This window comes from Neorhizobium petrolearium, assembly GCF_029854435.1.
Classification (GTDB): domain Bacteria; phylum Pseudomonadota; class Alphaproteobacteria; order Rhizobiales; family Rhizobiaceae; genus Neorhizobium; species Neorhizobium petrolearium.
The window spans coordinates 4,777,102-4,792,251 of record NZ_CP123000.1; the positions used below are offsets into that span (position 1 = coordinate 4,777,102).

A 15,150-nucleotide genomic window follows, 5' to 3' on the forward strand; every position below is an offset into this window, starting at 1 on the left:
TTTTCCGTTGGCAATTGCCGAGAGAAAACAGAAACTCAGAGAGAAGGATGCACATACTCGCCACCACATCGTCGTCGCTCGACGACCTGATCGAACCGGTTGACCTGAACCAGTCGCCGGCCGATGTGGTGGTGCTGTCCTTTTCTGGCAGCGATCTGAACGGCATTTCCGCCGCATGGGGCCAAGGTCAGCCGACCCTGCGATTGACCAATCTCGCTGATCTCAGGCATCCCATGTCTGTCGATCTTTGGATCGAAAAGACGGCGGCACATGCCAAAGTTATTCTCGTGCGCATCCTTGGCGGCTATGATCGCTGGTCATATGGTGTCGAAGAGATTTCGCGGCTGGCGCGGTTCAAGAAGACCGCGCTCGCGCTTCTGCCCGGCGAATGCAGTATCCGCGATGAAAGACTCGCTGCTGCCTCGACCGTTTCCGAAGAGGTGCTTGCCGGCTTTCTTGCCTGTTTCCGCGAGGGCGGACCGGGCAATATGCGTCTGCTTGCAAAGCGTTTGGCCGCGCTGGCGAATGACGAGCAGGAGGTCCTGCCGCAAGCCGCACCGATGTCGAAGATGGGCTATTACAGGCCAGGCAGCGGAATCGTCGGAGTGGACGATCTGCTCGCGGATTTCTCGCCAGACGCCCTGCGACTGCCGGTCCTCTTCTACCGCTCCATATTGTTCGCGAACGACACCGCACCGATCGATGCGCTGTTCGAAGCGCTGCTTGAACGCGGTTTCGCGCCGATCCCGATCTTCGTCAGCGGGTTGAAGGATGTCGAGGCGATAAACTTCGTTGAACAAGCGATCGCAGATCTCGAACCTGCGGCGATCATTGCCACCACCGCTTTTGCCAGCGGCGCGAGCGACAGCGGTGAGACGATCTTCGATCGCACCGGCGTGCCGGTGTTCCAGGTCGTCATCGCTACGACACGGCGTGAAGGCTGGGCGGAAAGCCGCCGCGGTCTCAATCCCGCAGACCTCGCCATGCATGTGGTCCTGCCGGAACTCGACGGGCGCATATTGGCCGGCGCGATCTCTTTCAAGGCCGGCAGCGATTCCGCCAACCTTCTTAGCCGGCCGGAGCCGGACCGGGTCGAGCAGGTCGCCGAGCGCATTGCCGCTTTCCTGCGCCTGAAATCTACGCCGCGATCCGCCCGCAAGATCGTCATCCTGATGCCGGACTATCCGAGTGCGCCCGGCCGCACAGGCTATGCCGTCGGGCTGGACGTGCCGCAAAGCGTGCTGTCCATGCTGCGCGAGCTTTCGATAGCCGGCTATTCCATCCCCGACATACCGGTGACCGCGCGAGACCTTCTTGACTTGCTAAACCGGGAAGCCGGTTCTTATCCGCTCTCCGCTTATCACCCGGCTCCGGGCGCAGAAACCGCCTGGGGGCCGCCCGACGCGGAGCTTGGGGATGGCGCCTTCCGTTTCCGTGCAGCGACTTTCGGCAATATCACCGTAGCGCTGGCACCGGATCGCGGCCGCAACGCAGACCGCCGGGCCGATTATCACGACCCGGATCTGCCGCCACGCCATGCGCTGGTGGCCTTTGGCCAGTGGATGCGCGAGACGCTCGGCGCGCATGCGATCGTGCATGTCGGCGCCCATGGTACGTTGGAATGGTTGCCGGGCAAGACGGTTGCCCTTTCGAAGGATTGCTTTCCAGAGATCGTGACCGGGGGCCTGCCGGTCATCTATCCCTTTATCGTTTCCAATCCGGGCGAGGCAGCGGTCGCCAAGCGACGGATTTCCGCCGTCACCATCGGCCATCTGCCGCCGGTTCTGACCGATGCCGGATTGTCCGACGAACAGAAGAGGCTCGAACTGCTGGTCGATGAATATGCCCAGGCAGACGGGCTCGACCGCCGCCGTCGTGACCGGCTGGCAAAGCTGATCGTCGAGACGGCCCGCGATACCGGCCTGGCTTCCGAAGCCGGCGTTTCCGGCGACGACGATCCGGACACGGCCCTGACCCGTATCGACGCCTTTCTCTGCGATCTCAAGGATTTCGCGATCAAGGACGGCCAGCATGTCTTCGGCGAGGTGGCGGAGGATGATAACGATCCGTTACGGATACTGAGTGCCGAAACCGAGCGCCAAGCCTTGATCGACGCGCTTGACGGCAAGCATATCCGCCCCGGCCCGTCCGGCGCTCCGGCACGCGGCCGCCGCGACGTCATGCCGACCGGCCGCAACCTCTTTGCCAGCGATCCGCGCACGCTACCGACGCCGACTGCCTTCGAGCTTGGCAAACGCGCAGCGGACGAGATTCTTCGGCGTTACCTGCAGGATCACGGCGACTGGCCCAAAAGCCTCGTTTTTGATCTCTGGGGCAGCGCTTCCCTGCGTAGCGGCGGCGAAGAAGTGGCCCAGGCTCTGGCGCTGATGGGCGCAAAGCCGGTACAGGATACAGCGACTGGCCGCGTGACCGGCATCGACGTCCTGCCACCGGCGGCGCTCGGCCGTCCGCGTATCGACGTGACGCTCCGTATCTCCGGCCTGTTTCGCGACATGTTCCCGGCGCTGATCGCGCTGCTGGACGCCGCCATGCGGGCGATCGCGGCCCGCGAGGAAGCGCCGGGCGACAACCCGCTGGCCGAGGAAGCCCGCAGGCTTGGCCATGTGCCGCCACGCATTTTCGGTTCTGCCCCCGGCACATATGGTTCCGGCATTGAGGAAAAGCTCGCAGACGGCACATGGAATGAGCGCGAGGAACTCGGCCACCTCTATCTCGACGCTACCAGCCATGCCTTCGGCGGGGCGGAGGGTGAGGCTTCGGCCGTACCCGGGCGCTTCGCCGAACGCGTTGGAAGCGCTGACCTGCTTGTCCATACTGGTGACGACCCCGGCCGTGATCTTTTGGACGGTTCGGCGGACGTTGCTTTCATCGGCGGGTTTTCGGCAGCGGTCGCGGCACTTGGCGGCAAGGCGGATGTGATCGCGCTCGATACCACCGATCCGCAGAAGCCGAAGGCCCGTTCGCTCTCGGAAGCCGTGACCCGTGTGGTGCGCGCTCGCGCCGTCAATCCGCGCTTCATCGCAGGCCAGATGCGCCACGGGCCGCGTGGTGCGGCCGAACTGGTGGAAACCGTCGATCGGTTGATCGGCTTTGCCGAGACCACCCGTGCTATCCCGCAATCGCTGATCGACGCAACCTACGATGCCTATCTCGGTGACGAAGCAGTACGCGATTTCCTGCTCTCGCAGAACCCCGAAGGTGCGCGCTACATGGGCGAACGTTTCCGCTCGGCGCTCCGCCGCGGCCTTTGGCACCCGCGCCGGAATGCGATCGACGCCGAACTCGAGATGTTGACAAGGAGGTCGGCATGACCGCGCCCTCGCTCGAGCGCAAAGCTTTGGACATGCGACGCGGCGCCTGCCCGGCGCTTTCCGCTCCGATGATGACCGGTGACGGGCTTCTGGCCCGCATCGCGCTGATCGATGCGATTTCTCCGGGGCAACTGGCTGAACTCTGCAGGCTGGCACAGCGTCACGGCAACGGCATTCTTGATATCTCCGCCCGGGGAAATCTCCAGGCTCGCGGACTGACGGAAATCTCCGCTCCGATGTTGGACACGGAAGTCCGGGCGCTGAATCTGCCCTTGCGTGAAGGACTTGCGGTCGAGGTTCCCCCCTTTGCCGGTCTGGATGAAACCGAAATCGTCGATCCGAGACCGGTTGCCGAAGCAATCCGGCAAGCTGCGCGCGGCATCGAGGGTCTCGCACCAAAGATGTGCCTCGTGGTAGACGGGCATGGCAGATTGCGGCTCTCCCATCTGCTGGCGGATATCCGGCTGGTCGCCGTTCGATCCGGCGAAAACATCTGCTGGAAACTGATGCTCGGCGGACCGGAGACAACGGGTAAGATTTGCGGAGTGTTCGACGACGCCGACGCCATCGCGACCGCCATTTCTTTGCTTCAGAAGCTCGCAGCGATGGGAAACAAAGCACGAGGCAGCGATCTTGCAAACGGGCTTCCGGTGAATGCGGATGCGCAACCCTCGATCTCGCCCTTCGGCCTGTTTGCTCTTTCGAACGGCTTCCATGCCATCGGCCTCGGTCCCGCGTTCGGCCAGGCAAAGGCTGAAAACCTCATCGCACTTTGCTATGAAGCCGAGCGGCTGGGGATCAAATCTCTGAAGCCGGCATTGGATCACTCGCTGTTGTTCTTCGGAACGCACGAAGCCTGTAAAGCGCTCGCCACTTTCGCGGGAAGGGCCGGCTTCATCACGTCCTCCGCCGACCCGCGGGGACATATCGCCGCCTGCCCGGGAAGCCCGGCCTGCACGTCGGCGACGATCGCAACCCACGCCATTGCGTCTGAGGCCGCAGCCGAATGTGCAGACCTGCTCGACGGGTCATTCAAGCTGCATGTGACGGGCTGCCCGAAAGGCTGCGCCCATCCGGAGCCGTCCGCGTTGACCCTCTGCGGGACGGCCGACGGCATTTCCCTGATCGGGCGGGGCAAAGCAGCCAAACCGCCCTTTGCCTCCATCTCTTTTGCCAATACCAGCGCCTCTCTTCGCCGTATCGCCGATCTCGTTCGGATCGAACGACGCGAAGGGGAAAATTCCGCCGCCTGCCTAGCCCGACTCGGAACTGATCGGCTCGCTGCGGCTGTAACGTCAGGACGACCATGAACAACTATGACTATATTCGTGAAGGCGACTCGATCTACGAAAAGTCCTTCGCGATCATCCGCCAGGAAGCCGATCTTTCCGCCTTTTCCGCTGAACAGGCGGAAATCGCCGTGCGCATGATCCATGCCTGCGGGCTTGTTGAGGCGGCGCAGCAATTCCACTTTTCGAAGGATTTCGTCGCTCGGGCGCGTGGCGCGCTTTATGACGGCAGGCCGATCTACTGCGACGCCGAAATGGTTGCGCATGGCATCACCCGCGCCCGGCTGCCCGCCGATAACGATGTGATCTGCACGCTGCGAGACAGCCGCACGATCGAGCTTGCCAGGACGATCGGCAACACCCGATCAGCTGCCGCATTGGACCTCTGGGATGAAATGGAAGGCGCGCTGGTGGCGATCGGCAATGCGCCGACGGCGCTCTTCCGCCTGCTCGAAATGCTGGATGCCGGCGCGCCGCGCCCGGCCGCGATCATCGGCATGCCGGTCGGTTTCGTCGGAGCGGCAGAGTCCAAGGAAGCGCTGATGGAATCGGCGCTCGGCATTCCCTATGCCGTGGTGCGAGGCCGCTTGGGCGGCTCCGCCATGACGGCAGCCTGCGTCAACGCGCTTGCGAGGGCAGGCCTTTGAACGCGGTGGTCCTCAAAGGCAAGCTCACCGGCGTCGGCACGGGGCCGGGCGATCCGGAACTGCTGACGCTGAAGGCGGCGCGTACCATCAGCGAGGCGGATGTCATCGCCTTCTTCTGCAAGAAGGGCAGCACGGGCAATGGCCGCGCCATTGTAGGAGCCCATGTCCGACCGGGCACGCTGGAACTGCCGCTTGTCTATCCGGTGACGACCGAGACCAGCAAGGATGAGGCGGAGTATCGCGGTCCGATCTCCGACTTCTTCGACCGCTCGGCGGAGGAAATCGCCGCCTATCTCGACGCTGGGAAAAATGTGGCTGTGCTCAGCGAAGGTGATCCGCTGTTCTACGGCTCCTACATGCACCTGCATGTGCGGCTGGCGAGCCGCTATCCGGCAGAAGTCGTGGCAGGCGTCACCGCCATGTCCGGCTGCTGGTCGATGACGGGCCTGCCGCTGGTTCAGGGCGACGACATCTTGAGCGTGCTGCCGGGCACGCTTGCTGAGGAAAAGCTGGCCGAACGCCTGGCAAATACGGACGGCGCTGTTATCATGAAGGTCGGCCGCAACTTGCCGAAGATCCGCCGTGCGCTTGCGTCGGTTGGGAAACTGTCCGGCGCGCTCTACGTGGAACGCGGCACCATGGCGAACGGCGCGGCCCAGAAACTGGAAGAGCGTGACGAGAGCCCGGCGCCCTATTTCTCGATCGTGCTGGTTCCCGGCTGGAAGGCGCGGCCGGGAGACGACCGATGAGCGGTTCGCTGACAGTCGTCGGCCTTGGGCCAGGCAATCCGGATCAGATGACGCCGGAAGCTTTGGCAGCCGTGGCGGCAGCGGAAGATTTCTTCGGCTATTTTCCCTATATCGACCGACTGAACCTTCGGCCGGACCAGCGGCGCCATGCATCCGACAACCGCGAGGAACTGGCGCGTGCCCGGGCCGCTTTGGAGATGGCCGCCAATGGCGGCAAAGTCTGCGTCGTCTCCGGCGGCGATCCCGGCGTCTTCGCCATGGCGGCGGCGGTTTGCGAAGCGATCGATGAAGGCCCGGTCGAATGGCGCAGTATCGATTTTTCCGTCGTGCCGGGGGTGACAGCCATGCTGGCGGTGGCAGCCAGGGCCGGCGCGCCGCTGGGGCATGATTTCTGCGCCATCTCGCTCTCCAACAACCTGAAGCCCTGGAAAATCATCGAGAAGAGACTGATTGCGGCGGCAGAAGCCGGTTTCGTCATGGCCTTCTACAATCCGGTCAGCAAGGCGCGGCCGCACCAGCTCGGCGACGCCTTCGCCCTGCTGCGCCGGCATTTGCCGGGCGAGGTTCCGGTAATCTTCGGCCGCGCAGCGGGTCGGCCGGACGAAACGATCCGGATCGTGCCCCTTTCCGAGGCCGAAAGCGGCATGGCCGACATGGCGACCTGTGTGATCGTCGGGACGGCGGAAACCCGGATCATCGAGCGGGAAGGCCAGCGGCCGATCGTTTATTCGCCGCGTTCTTTCAAGGGCGCCGGGACATGATCGAGCCAGGCAAGCATCTCCTCCACGGTCTCCACCGACGGCATATCCGGCAAATCCGGACGGCGCGCGAGGATCACCTCGATACCGAGCGCACGGGCGGCGCAGATCTTGCCGTAGCTCGAAGGCCCGCCGCTGTTCTTGGCAACGATCACCTCGATACCCTGCTCTTTCAGCAACCGTGCCTCGTCCGTTTCGGCAAACGGGCCGCGCTCCGTCAGATAGATCGCATGCGGCACAGCAAGCGGCGGTTCAACGGGATCGACGCTGCGGATGAGGTAATGATGCTGCGGCGCCGCCTCGAAAGGCAGAAGTTCCTGCCGGCCGAGGGTGAGGAAGACTTTTCTCGGGCTTTTGCCCAATGCCGTGACAGCCTCATGAATACTGGCGACTTCAATCCAACGGTCACCCTGCTGCTGGCGCCAGGGAGAACGGCGGAGCGCAATCAAAGGCACATCCGCCCGCTTCGCAGCCTCTGCCGCATTACGGGAGATCTGCGCCGCATAGGGGTGGGTTGCATCGATCAGGATCGTGATACCCTTGTCCCGCAGATAGGCAGCCAGGCCTTCCGCACCGCCAAAACCGCCGATCCGTACCGGCACGGGCTGTTCTGCCGGTGCGCGCGTGCGGCCGGCCAGCGAAAGTTCGGTCGTGAAGCGCGGATCACCGGCGAACCCTGCCGCCAGTTTTCTGGCCTCCGCCGTGCCGCCGAGAATGAGGATGGAATGTTTCACTATGCCTCCTGAATCAGCAGGTAAAGCTTTAAACCAAAGCTGCTGGCTGTCCATCGTCGGCATCGGCGAGGACGGCGTGAAGGGTCTCGGCGAGGGTGCGCGTTCCGCAGTTTCTTCCGCCTCGGTCGTCTTCGGCGGCAAACGGCATCTGGAATTGGCCGCACCCTTGATCGCCGGCGAGGCGCGCACGTGGCCGGCGCCTTTCGATCCGACAATGCGCGATGTCATGGCACTGCGTGGACAGAACGTTTGTGTGCTGGCATCGGGGGATCCTTTCTTTTTCGGAGTCGGCGCCACACTTTCGCGGCACGTTCCAGCAGAAGAATTCATCACCTATCCAGCACCCTCGTCCTTTTCGCTGGCGGCATCTCGGCTCGGCTGGCCTTTGCAGGAGATCGAAACCGTGTCGCTGCACGGCCGGCCGCTCGACCTCATCCGACCGTTTCTGCATCCCGGCCGGCGGATTATTGCGCTGACGTCGGATGAAAAAGCGCCAGTGGAACTTGCCTCTCTCCTGACAGAGACGGGTTTCGGTCCATCACACCTGACAGTGCTGGAGGCTTTGGGTGGAGGGGACGAGCGTATCCGCTCTGCAGCCGCAAATGAATTTGCATTGCTGGCTATCAATGTTCTCAATGTCGTCGCGGTCGAAGTTAAGGCGGAAGCCGGCGCACGCGTTCTGCCACGAGCCTCCGGTTTGGATGACGCACTTTTCGAGCATGACGGGCAGATCACCAAGCGGGAAATCCGGGCGCTGACGCTTTCGGCGCTCGCCCCCCGGCGCGGGGAGCTGCTTTGGGACATCGGCGCCGGTTCCGGCTCGATCGGTATAGAATGGATGCTGGCCGATCCTTCTCTGAAAGCCATTGCGATCGAGGCCGATCCGAGACGGGCAGCACGCATCAAGCGAAACGCTTCTGCCTTCGGTGTGCCGGGGCTTAAGATTGTCGAAGGTGAAGCACCGGCCGCGCTGGCCGGTCTTCCCATGCCCGATGTGATCTTCATCGGCGGCGGGGGTAGTGAGGTGGGCGTCTTCGATGCGGCGATCGATGCGCTGAAACCCGGCGGGCGGCTGGCCGCCAACGCCGTGACATTGGAAATGGAAGCGGTCCTCCTCGCTGCGCATGCCCGCCTGGCTGGCGAGCTGATCCGGATCGAGATATCGCGCGCCGCACCGATCGGCAGTATGACCGGCTGGCGGCCCGCCATGCCAGTCACCCAATGGCGATGGACAAAACCGGGAGAACAGAGATGATCGTCGCGGGACTTGGCTGCCGGAAAGGAACGTCAGCGGAGGCTGTGCTTACCGCACTGGATGCCGCCTGCATCGAGGCTGGTATTTCACGTGAATCAGTAACGGCGCTGGCTACCGGCGAAATCAAGCGGCATGAACCGGGCATTGTTGATCTGGCGACCAAGCTTGGCCTGCCCATGCATATTCTTGATGAACACGCGCTGAAGCAAGCGGAAACTCGAACGAAAACCGTGTCGAAACACAGCCTTGCGCAGACTGCGACACCAAGCCTTTCCGAAGCGGCAGCCCTCGCTCTCGCCGGCGAGACTTCGGAACTTATCGTGCCTCGGCTGATCGCCAATGGCGCCACGTGCGCGCTTGCCCGTTCGAAGGACAATCCATGACCGTCCATTTCATCGGCGCCGGCCCAGGCGCTGCCGACCTCATCACCGTTCGCGGCAGGGACATTCTCGCCCGGTCGCCGGTCTGCCTCTATGCCGGTTCGATCATGCCGAAGGAACTGCTCGACTATTGCCCGCAGGATGCGCGGATCGTCGACACAGGCTCCCTCTCGCTCGATGATATCGAGGCGGAATACGTCGCGGCCCATGAGGCAGGCAAAGACGTGGCACGGCTGCATTCCGGCGACCTTTCCGTCTGGAGCGCGGTGGCCGAGCAGATCCGCCGACTGGAAAAGCACGGCATCGACTACACGCTGACGCCCGGCGTACCGTCATTTGCCGCGGCGGCGGCAGCGCTCAAGCGCGAGCTGACCATTCCGGAAGTGGCACAGAGCCTTGTTTTGACTCGTGTCTCCGGACGTGCGTCGAAAATGCCGGAAGGCGAGACACTGGCGGCTTTCGGGGCGACGGGCGCCACGCTGGCGATCCATCTCGCCATCCACGCACTTGACCAGATCGTCGCTGAACTGATGCCGCTTTATGGGCCGGACTGTCCGGTGGCGATCGTCGTGCGCGCCTCCTGGCCGGAAGAACGGATCGTCCGGGGCACGCTGGCCGACATAAAGGCGAAACTTGCTGAGGAACCGGCAGAACGCACGGCGCTGATTTTCGTCGGCAAGGGGCTTGGTTCGACGGATTTTGCCGAAAGCCAGCTTTACAACGCCGACTATGTACGCCGCTTCCGGCCCGGCTGGCCTCAGACGGACAAAGGCAGAGATTCCGAATGATCCGAAGGTGTAAATGGCGCCTGGCCCACCAAGCGGCCCTCGCGATTATAGACCAGGATCTCCAGCGCGATCTGCGGATCGCGGAGCACCTTGGCAGCGGTTTTCCAGGCAAGATTCGCGATAGGGTCGCCAAGTGGCAATCCACTTTTGCCCGCGAGTGCGAAGGCTTCGGCAACCGTGTTCGCAGCCGCAATCCGCTCGACAAGCTCGGGCGCCGCGCCGGCTTCTGCCGCGACTTTGGCCAAAGCTTCGAGGTCGGCGAGGCCGCGCTTGGAATGGACGTCGAGCATGCCTTGGGCGAGCTTGGTCATCTTGGCAACGCCGCCGGCGATGGTGACTTTCGGCACGGGATGGTCGCGCAGGTATTTGAGCATGCCGCCAACGAAATCGCCCATGTCGATCAGCGCGATTTCGGGCAGGTCGTGATGGGCCTGCACCGCCTTTTCCGACGTGTTGCCGGTGGAGCCGGCGACATGAGTGAGACCCGCCGCCCGTGCCACATCGATGCCGCGCCAGATGGAATGGATCCAGGCCGAACAGGAAAAGGGAATGACGATACCGGTCGTGCCGAGGATCGAGATACCACCCAAAATGCCGAGCCGGCCGTTCAACGTCTTTTCCGCGATCTTCTCGCCATCAGCGACCGAAATCTCCACCTCGAAATCGGTCTCGCCGCCCGCCACCTCTGCGATCGCCTCGGCGATTATTTTGCGCGGCACCGGATTGATAGAAGGCTCGCCTGGCGGCAGGGGCAAGCCGGGGCGCGTCACCGTTCCCACGCCTTTGCCTGCCTTGAAGCTAATGCCGCTGCCGGCAGCACCGCGACTCACGGTGCTCATGATGAGCGCCCCATGCGTGACGTCGGGATCGTCGCCGGCGTCCTTGACGATGCCGGCCTTGGCGAAACCTTCGCCCGTCTCCTCCATGGCCAACGCGAAGCTCGGCCGCTGGCCGCCCGGCAGCGTCACCTCCACCATGTCCGGAAATCTGCCGGAAACGAGCGCAAGGCAGGCAGCCTTGCTGGCCGCCGCCGCGCAGGTTCCCGTGGTCCAGCCACGGCGCAGGTTCTTGCCATCCGTTTCCATGGCCGTTTCTATAGCCCGACCGGCGAATGCCGGCAAAAGGTTTGCATATGCATCTGAATGAGAAAATCCAGGCCATCATAGAGGCGCCCGTCTTTCAGCCGGGCCATGTCTGGCTCGCAGGTGCCGGGCCGGGCCATCCGCGCTACCTGACTTTGGAAGTAGCGGATGCGATCGGCAAGGCGGATGTGATCGTCCACGACGCTCTGGTCTCCGAGGACGTGCTGTCGCTGGCGAAAACGGCGGATCTGATCTTTGTGGGAAAACGGGGCGGCAAACCATCGGTGGCGCAGGACGATATCACCACGAAACTCATCGAGCTCGCGCGGGAAGGAAAACGCGTGTTGCGTCTGAAAGGCGGCGATCCTTTCGTCTTCGGGCGTGGCGGCGAAGAAGCGGAAGCGCTCGCCAGGGAGAACATTTCTTTCCGTATCCTGCCCGGCATGACTTCGGCGCTCGCCGCACTGGCGGCGGCCAATATCCCCGCCACCATGCGCGGCATCAGCCGCGCAATCACACTTGCTACAGGACATGCAGCCGGCACCCCAGGTGACCTGGACTGGAAAGCGCTGGCGAAAACCGGCGAACCGATCGTCGTCTATATGGGAGTGAGCACGATCGGCACGATTGCGAAGCTGCTGATGGAGGGCGGTCTGCCATCCGAAACGCCGGTGGCTGTGCTGATGGCCGCCACCATGCCGGGGGAACGCTCGATGATCGCGACGCTCGCCACGGTCGAGGCTGAGATCGAGCGCCAGAACTTTGCCGCACCGGCTTTGATCGTCATCGGTAGGATCGTCTCGATGCAGACAGCCCTTTCAGGTCAGCACCGATGACTGCCCGTGCACTCATCATCGGCGCGCCGCGCTCCGGTTCCGGCAAGACCAGCGTCACGATCGGCCTGCTGCGCGCCTTTGCCCGCCGTGGCGTGAAAGTGCGCGGCATCAAAACGGGACCGGATTATATCGATCCCGGCTTTCATGAGGCTGCAACTCATGTGCCCGGCCTCAACCTCGATAGCTGGGCCATGGCACCGGATCTCCTTCGGTATCTCGCGCGGCAACAGGCGGATGATGCGGAACTGCTGTTGATCGAAAGCGCCATGGGCCTTTTCGACGGTATCGTTAGCGAGAAGAACCGCTCCGGCGCGGCTTCCGATCTCGCCCGTCTCTTCGGTCTGCCGGTCCTGCTGGTACTGGACGTCTCCGGCCAGTCGCAGACTGCCGCAGCCATCGCTTATGGTTTCACGCATTACGATCCGCAGGTGAAGATCGCCGCCTGCATTCTGAACCGTGCCGGCAGCGAGCGGCACAGGAAGCTCTCCGGCGATGCGATCGAGGCTATCGGCCTGCCGGTTGTCGGCACGATCCTGCGCGATCCGACATTGATCCTGCCGGAACGGCATCTCGGCCTCGTGCAGGCGAGCGAACATCCTGAAATGGATGCACATATCGAACGGCTTGCCGATGCCATGGAAGCGTCACTTGATCTCGATGCGATCTACGCTGCGGCAAACCCCTTCGACATTCCTCCCGGTTCGCCGGCAAAGGCGCTGCCGCCGCCCGGACAGCGCATCGCGCTGGCGCGGGATGCTGCCTTCACCTTTCTCTATCCACACCTGATGCGCGGCTGGCGTGAAGCCGGCGCAGAGGTGGTGCCATTCTCACCATTGGCCGACGAGGCTCCTTCTACCGATTGCGACGTCTGCTGGCTGCCGGGTGGCTATCCGGAACTTCATGCCGGCAGGCTGGCGGCTGCCGAAAACTTCAGAGAAGGCCTCAAGCGCTTCGCGGAGACGAAACCGGTTCACGGCGAATGCGGCGGCTATATGGTGCTCGGCGAGGCGCTGGAAGACGCGGACGGCGCGACCCACGCCATGACCGGCCTGCTTTCCCATCGCACCAGTTTCGCCAAACGAAAGATGAACCTTGGCTACCGGCAGGCACGCCTGCTCGGCCCCTGCGCGATAGGTCAGAAGGGCGAGACTGTACGCGGCCACGAGTTTCACTATGCGCGGGTGTTTTGCCCCGGAACCGACCCACCTCTCGCCATGATTGCAGACGGCATCGGCAACGAAATCGGTCCGTCGGGCGGTTGGCGCGGGAATGTCACCGGCACCTTTTTCCATGCCATTGCGGGCATCTGAGCAAAATTTCCCTGCTTGAGCAAATGTCAATTTTTCGCAACCGATAGATGGTTGCCAAAACTGTCGTATCGACGGCAATTAATGTCGTATCGAAGGCACCACCCGCGCAGTAAACGCGCCCTTATTCATCCAAAGCCTCGCAGAAGGCCTTCGATCTAACGCAGGATAGCCCTGAGGCAAAAGAGCTCAAGTCATGAGCCGGGGTCTGCAGAAGAAAGGAAGATATGTCGGCGGCAACCGAACCATTTCCCAGGATCGATAGGATGACGCGCCAACCGTTACGGAAGAGGAAACCGTATCGCCCGGCGCCTGGCATGAAAGCAGAAATCTGCATCAGATAAGAGAGGAACAGGGGAATGACCGATTTTACTAGACATCTCGCCGGTCGCGTGACCGCGGGAGGCATGAGCCGCCGGGAATTCATGGGTCGCGCCATGGCCGCTGGCATGACGTTGACCGCAGCGAGCCATCTCTTTGCAACGAGCGCGTCCGCGCAGGAGCCAAAGAAGGGCGGTCATTTCAAGCTCGGGCTTGAGGGCGGCGCTGCAACTGACTCGATCGACCCCGCCAAGGCTACGTCTCAGGTCATGTTCATGGCTGTGCGCACCTGGGGCGACACGCTGGTCGAGACCCATCCGGAAACCCGCGCACCAATCCCGTCGCTGGCCGAATCCTGGTCGCCGTCTCCGGATGCGACCGTCTGGACCTTCAAGATCCGCAAGGGCGTGCCGTTCCACGATGGCAAGGAGATGACTACGGACGACGTGGTTGCCACTTTGAAGCGTCACAGCGACAGCAAGACGGAATCCGGCGCGGCAGGCGTCCTGAAATCCATCAAGAACATCGAGAACAAGGGCGGCGACCTGGTTGTCACGCTCGACTCCGGCAACGCCGACCTGCCGGCAATCTTCACCGATTACCATCTCGTCATTCAGCCCAATGGAGGAATCGACAACCCGACGGCCGGCATCGGAACCGGGGCTTATAAGGTTACCACCTTCGAGCCCGGCGTGCGCATGACCTTCGAAAAGAACCCCAACGACTGGCGCTCCGACCGCGGCTTTGTCCAGACGGTGGAAGTCATCAACATGAACGATGCGACCGCCCGCATCGCCGCCCTCTCTTCCGGCCAGGTGCATTTCATCAACCGCGTCGATCCGAAAACCGTCTCGCTGCTGAAGCGTGCGCCCAATGTCGAACTCCTGACGACGTCCGGCGGCGGTCACTATGTCTTCATCATGCATTGCGACAAGGCACCGTTCGACAATAACGACCTGCGGCTCGCACTGAAATATGCGATCGACCGCGAGGAATTGGTCACGCGCATCCTCGGCGGCTACGGCAAGGTGGGCAACGACTTCCCGATCAACGATACCTATGCGCTCTTTCCCGAGGGCATCGAGCAGCGCAAATACGATCCCGACAAAGCAGCCTTTCACTATAAGAAGTCGGGCCATAGCGGCTCCATTCTTCTGCGCACCTCAGAGGTTGCTTTCCCCGGTGCGGTCGACGCATCGGTCCTCTTCCAGCAGAGCGCGAAGAAGGCCGGCATTACGCTGGAGATCAAGCGCGAACCGGGCGACGGCTATTGGTCGAACGTCTGGAACGTCCAGCCATTCTCCGCCTCCTATTGGGGCAGCCGCGCGACCCAGGATCAGTTCTATTCCGGCGCCTATCTTTCCACCGCCGACTGGAACGACACGAAGTTCAAGAACGAGAAGTTCGACAAGCTCCTCATCGCCGCCCGCGGCGAGCTGGACGAGGCCAAACGCAAGGACATGTATCGCGAGATGGCGATGATGGTGCGCGACGAGGGCGGCACCATCCTGCCGATGTTCAACGATTTCGTGAATGCTGCGACCAAAAAGGTGAAGGGCTATGTCAGCGACATCGGCAACGACATGTCGAATGGCTATGTCGCAACCCGCGTCTGGTTGGACGCCTGAATTCTGAGACCGCGGTTCGCCGCTTGACCGAGGCATCGCGGGTC

Annotated in this window: 13 protein-coding genes; 11 read left to right on the forward strand and 2 right to left on the reverse strand. The window is 62.7% G+C overall.

The window, feature by feature from the left end:
* Nucleotides 1-47: 47 nt before the first annotated feature.
* From cobN to QEO92_RS23150, 5 genes are read left to right on the forward strand one after another with little or no spacing between them, the layout of a single operon-like run.
* Nucleotides 48-3,332 carry a cobaltochelatase subunit CobN gene (gene cobN, locus QEO92_RS23130; RefSeq protein ID WP_037154275.1) on the forward strand — a complete coding sequence of 1,095 codons (3,285 nt, stop codon included), beginning with the start codon at nt 48-50 and terminating at the stop codon, nt 3,330-3,332.
* On the forward strand, nt 3,329-4,642 hold the full coding sequence (gene cobG / locus QEO92_RS23135) for a precorrin-3B synthase (RefSeq protein WP_052182992.1): 1,314 nt from the start codon (nt 3,329-3,331) through the stop codon (nt 4,640-4,642). The genes cobN and cobG overlap by 4 nt, the downstream gene beginning before the upstream one ends.
* Complete coding sequence (locus tag QEO92_RS23140) at nt 4,639-5,268, forward strand: precorrin-8X methylmutase (RefSeq protein WP_037154272.1); 630 nt, start codon at nt 4,639-4,641, stop codon at nt 5,266-5,268. The genes cobG and QEO92_RS23140 overlap by 4 nt, the downstream gene beginning before the upstream one ends.
* The gene (locus QEO92_RS23145) at nt 5,265-6,017 is read left to right on the forward strand and encodes a precorrin-2 C(20)-methyltransferase (protein ID WP_037154270.1); all 753 of its coding nucleotides are present in this window, start codon (nt 5,265-5,267) and stop codon (nt 6,015-6,017) included. Before QEO92_RS23140 ends, QEO92_RS23145 begins: the two co-directional genes overlap by 4 nt.
* The gene (locus QEO92_RS23150) at nt 6,014-6,778 is read left to right on the forward strand and encodes a precorrin-3B C(17)-methyltransferase (protein ID WP_037154268.1); all 765 of its coding nucleotides are present in this window, start codon (nt 6,014-6,016) and stop codon (nt 6,776-6,778) included. The genes QEO92_RS23145 and QEO92_RS23150 overlap by 4 nt, the downstream gene beginning before the upstream one ends.
* Here the strand turns inward: QEO92_RS23150 and QEO92_RS23155 are convergent.
* Nucleotides 6,742-7,509, reverse strand: coding sequence for a cobalt-precorrin-6A reductase (locus QEO92_RS23155; protein ID WP_227704588.1), 768 nt, complete (start codon nt 7,507-7,509; stop codon nt 6,742-6,744). The two genes, QEO92_RS23150 and QEO92_RS23155, sit on opposite strands and share 37 nt — an antisense overlap.
* Before the next feature lies 1 nt (nt 7,510).
* Between QEO92_RS23155 and cbiE the strand changes: the two genes are divergently transcribed.
* Genes cbiE through cobM form a run of 3 tightly spaced genes read left to right on the forward strand, consistent with a single transcriptional unit; the run spans nt 7,511 to nt 9,932 of the window.
* Nucleotides 7,511-8,764: a precorrin-6y C5,15-methyltransferase (decarboxylating) subunit CbiE gene (gene cbiE / locus QEO92_RS23160; protein ID WP_227704589.1), complete on the forward strand. Its 1,254-nt coding sequence runs from the start codon at nt 7,511-7,513 to the stop codon at nt 8,762-8,764.
* Nucleotides 8,761-9,147, forward strand: coding sequence for a cobalamin biosynthesis protein (locus tag QEO92_RS23165; protein WP_052182991.1), 387 nt, complete (start codon nt 8,761-8,763; stop codon nt 9,145-9,147). Before cbiE ends, QEO92_RS23165 begins: the two co-directional genes overlap by 4 nt.
* Entirely contained in the window at nt 9,144-9,932 is a 789-nt protein-coding gene (gene cobM, locus QEO92_RS23170) for a precorrin-4 C(11)-methyltransferase (protein ID WP_227704590.1), read from the forward strand. Before QEO92_RS23165 ends, cobM begins: the two co-directional genes overlap by 4 nt.
* Here the strand turns inward: cobM and QEO92_RS23175 are convergent.
* Nucleotides 9,902-11,017 carry a cobalt-precorrin-5B (C(1))-methyltransferase gene (locus tag QEO92_RS23175; RefSeq protein ID WP_227704591.1) on the reverse strand — a complete coding sequence of 372 codons (1,116 nt, stop codon included), beginning with the start codon at nt 11,015-11,017 and terminating at the stop codon, nt 9,902-9,904. The two genes, cobM and QEO92_RS23175, sit on opposite strands and share 31 nt — an antisense overlap.
* A gap of 47 nt (nt 11,018-11,064) precedes the next feature.
* On the opposite strand from QEO92_RS23175, the gene cobA reads away from it, so the two are divergent.
* From cobA to QEO92_RS23190, 3 genes are all read left to right on the forward strand, one after another.
* A complete protein-coding gene (cobA, locus tag QEO92_RS23180) occupies nt 11,065-11,850 on the forward strand; it encodes a uroporphyrinogen-III C-methyltransferase (RefSeq protein WP_227704592.1) in 786 nt (261 codons plus the stop codon).
* Nucleotides 11,847-13,160, forward strand: coding sequence for a cobyrinic acid a,c-diamide synthase CobB (locus QEO92_RS23185; protein WP_227704593.1), 1,314 nt, complete (start codon nt 11,847-11,849; stop codon nt 13,158-13,160). The genes cobA and QEO92_RS23185 overlap by 4 nt, the downstream gene beginning before the upstream one ends.
* Nucleotides 13,161-13,516: 356 nt before the next feature.
* On the forward strand, nt 13,517-15,106 hold the full coding sequence (locus tag QEO92_RS23190) for an ABC transporter substrate-binding protein (protein ID WP_037154248.1): 1,590 nt from the start codon (nt 13,517-13,519) through the stop codon (nt 15,104-15,106).
* Nucleotides 15,107-15,150 lie beyond the last annotated feature (44 nt).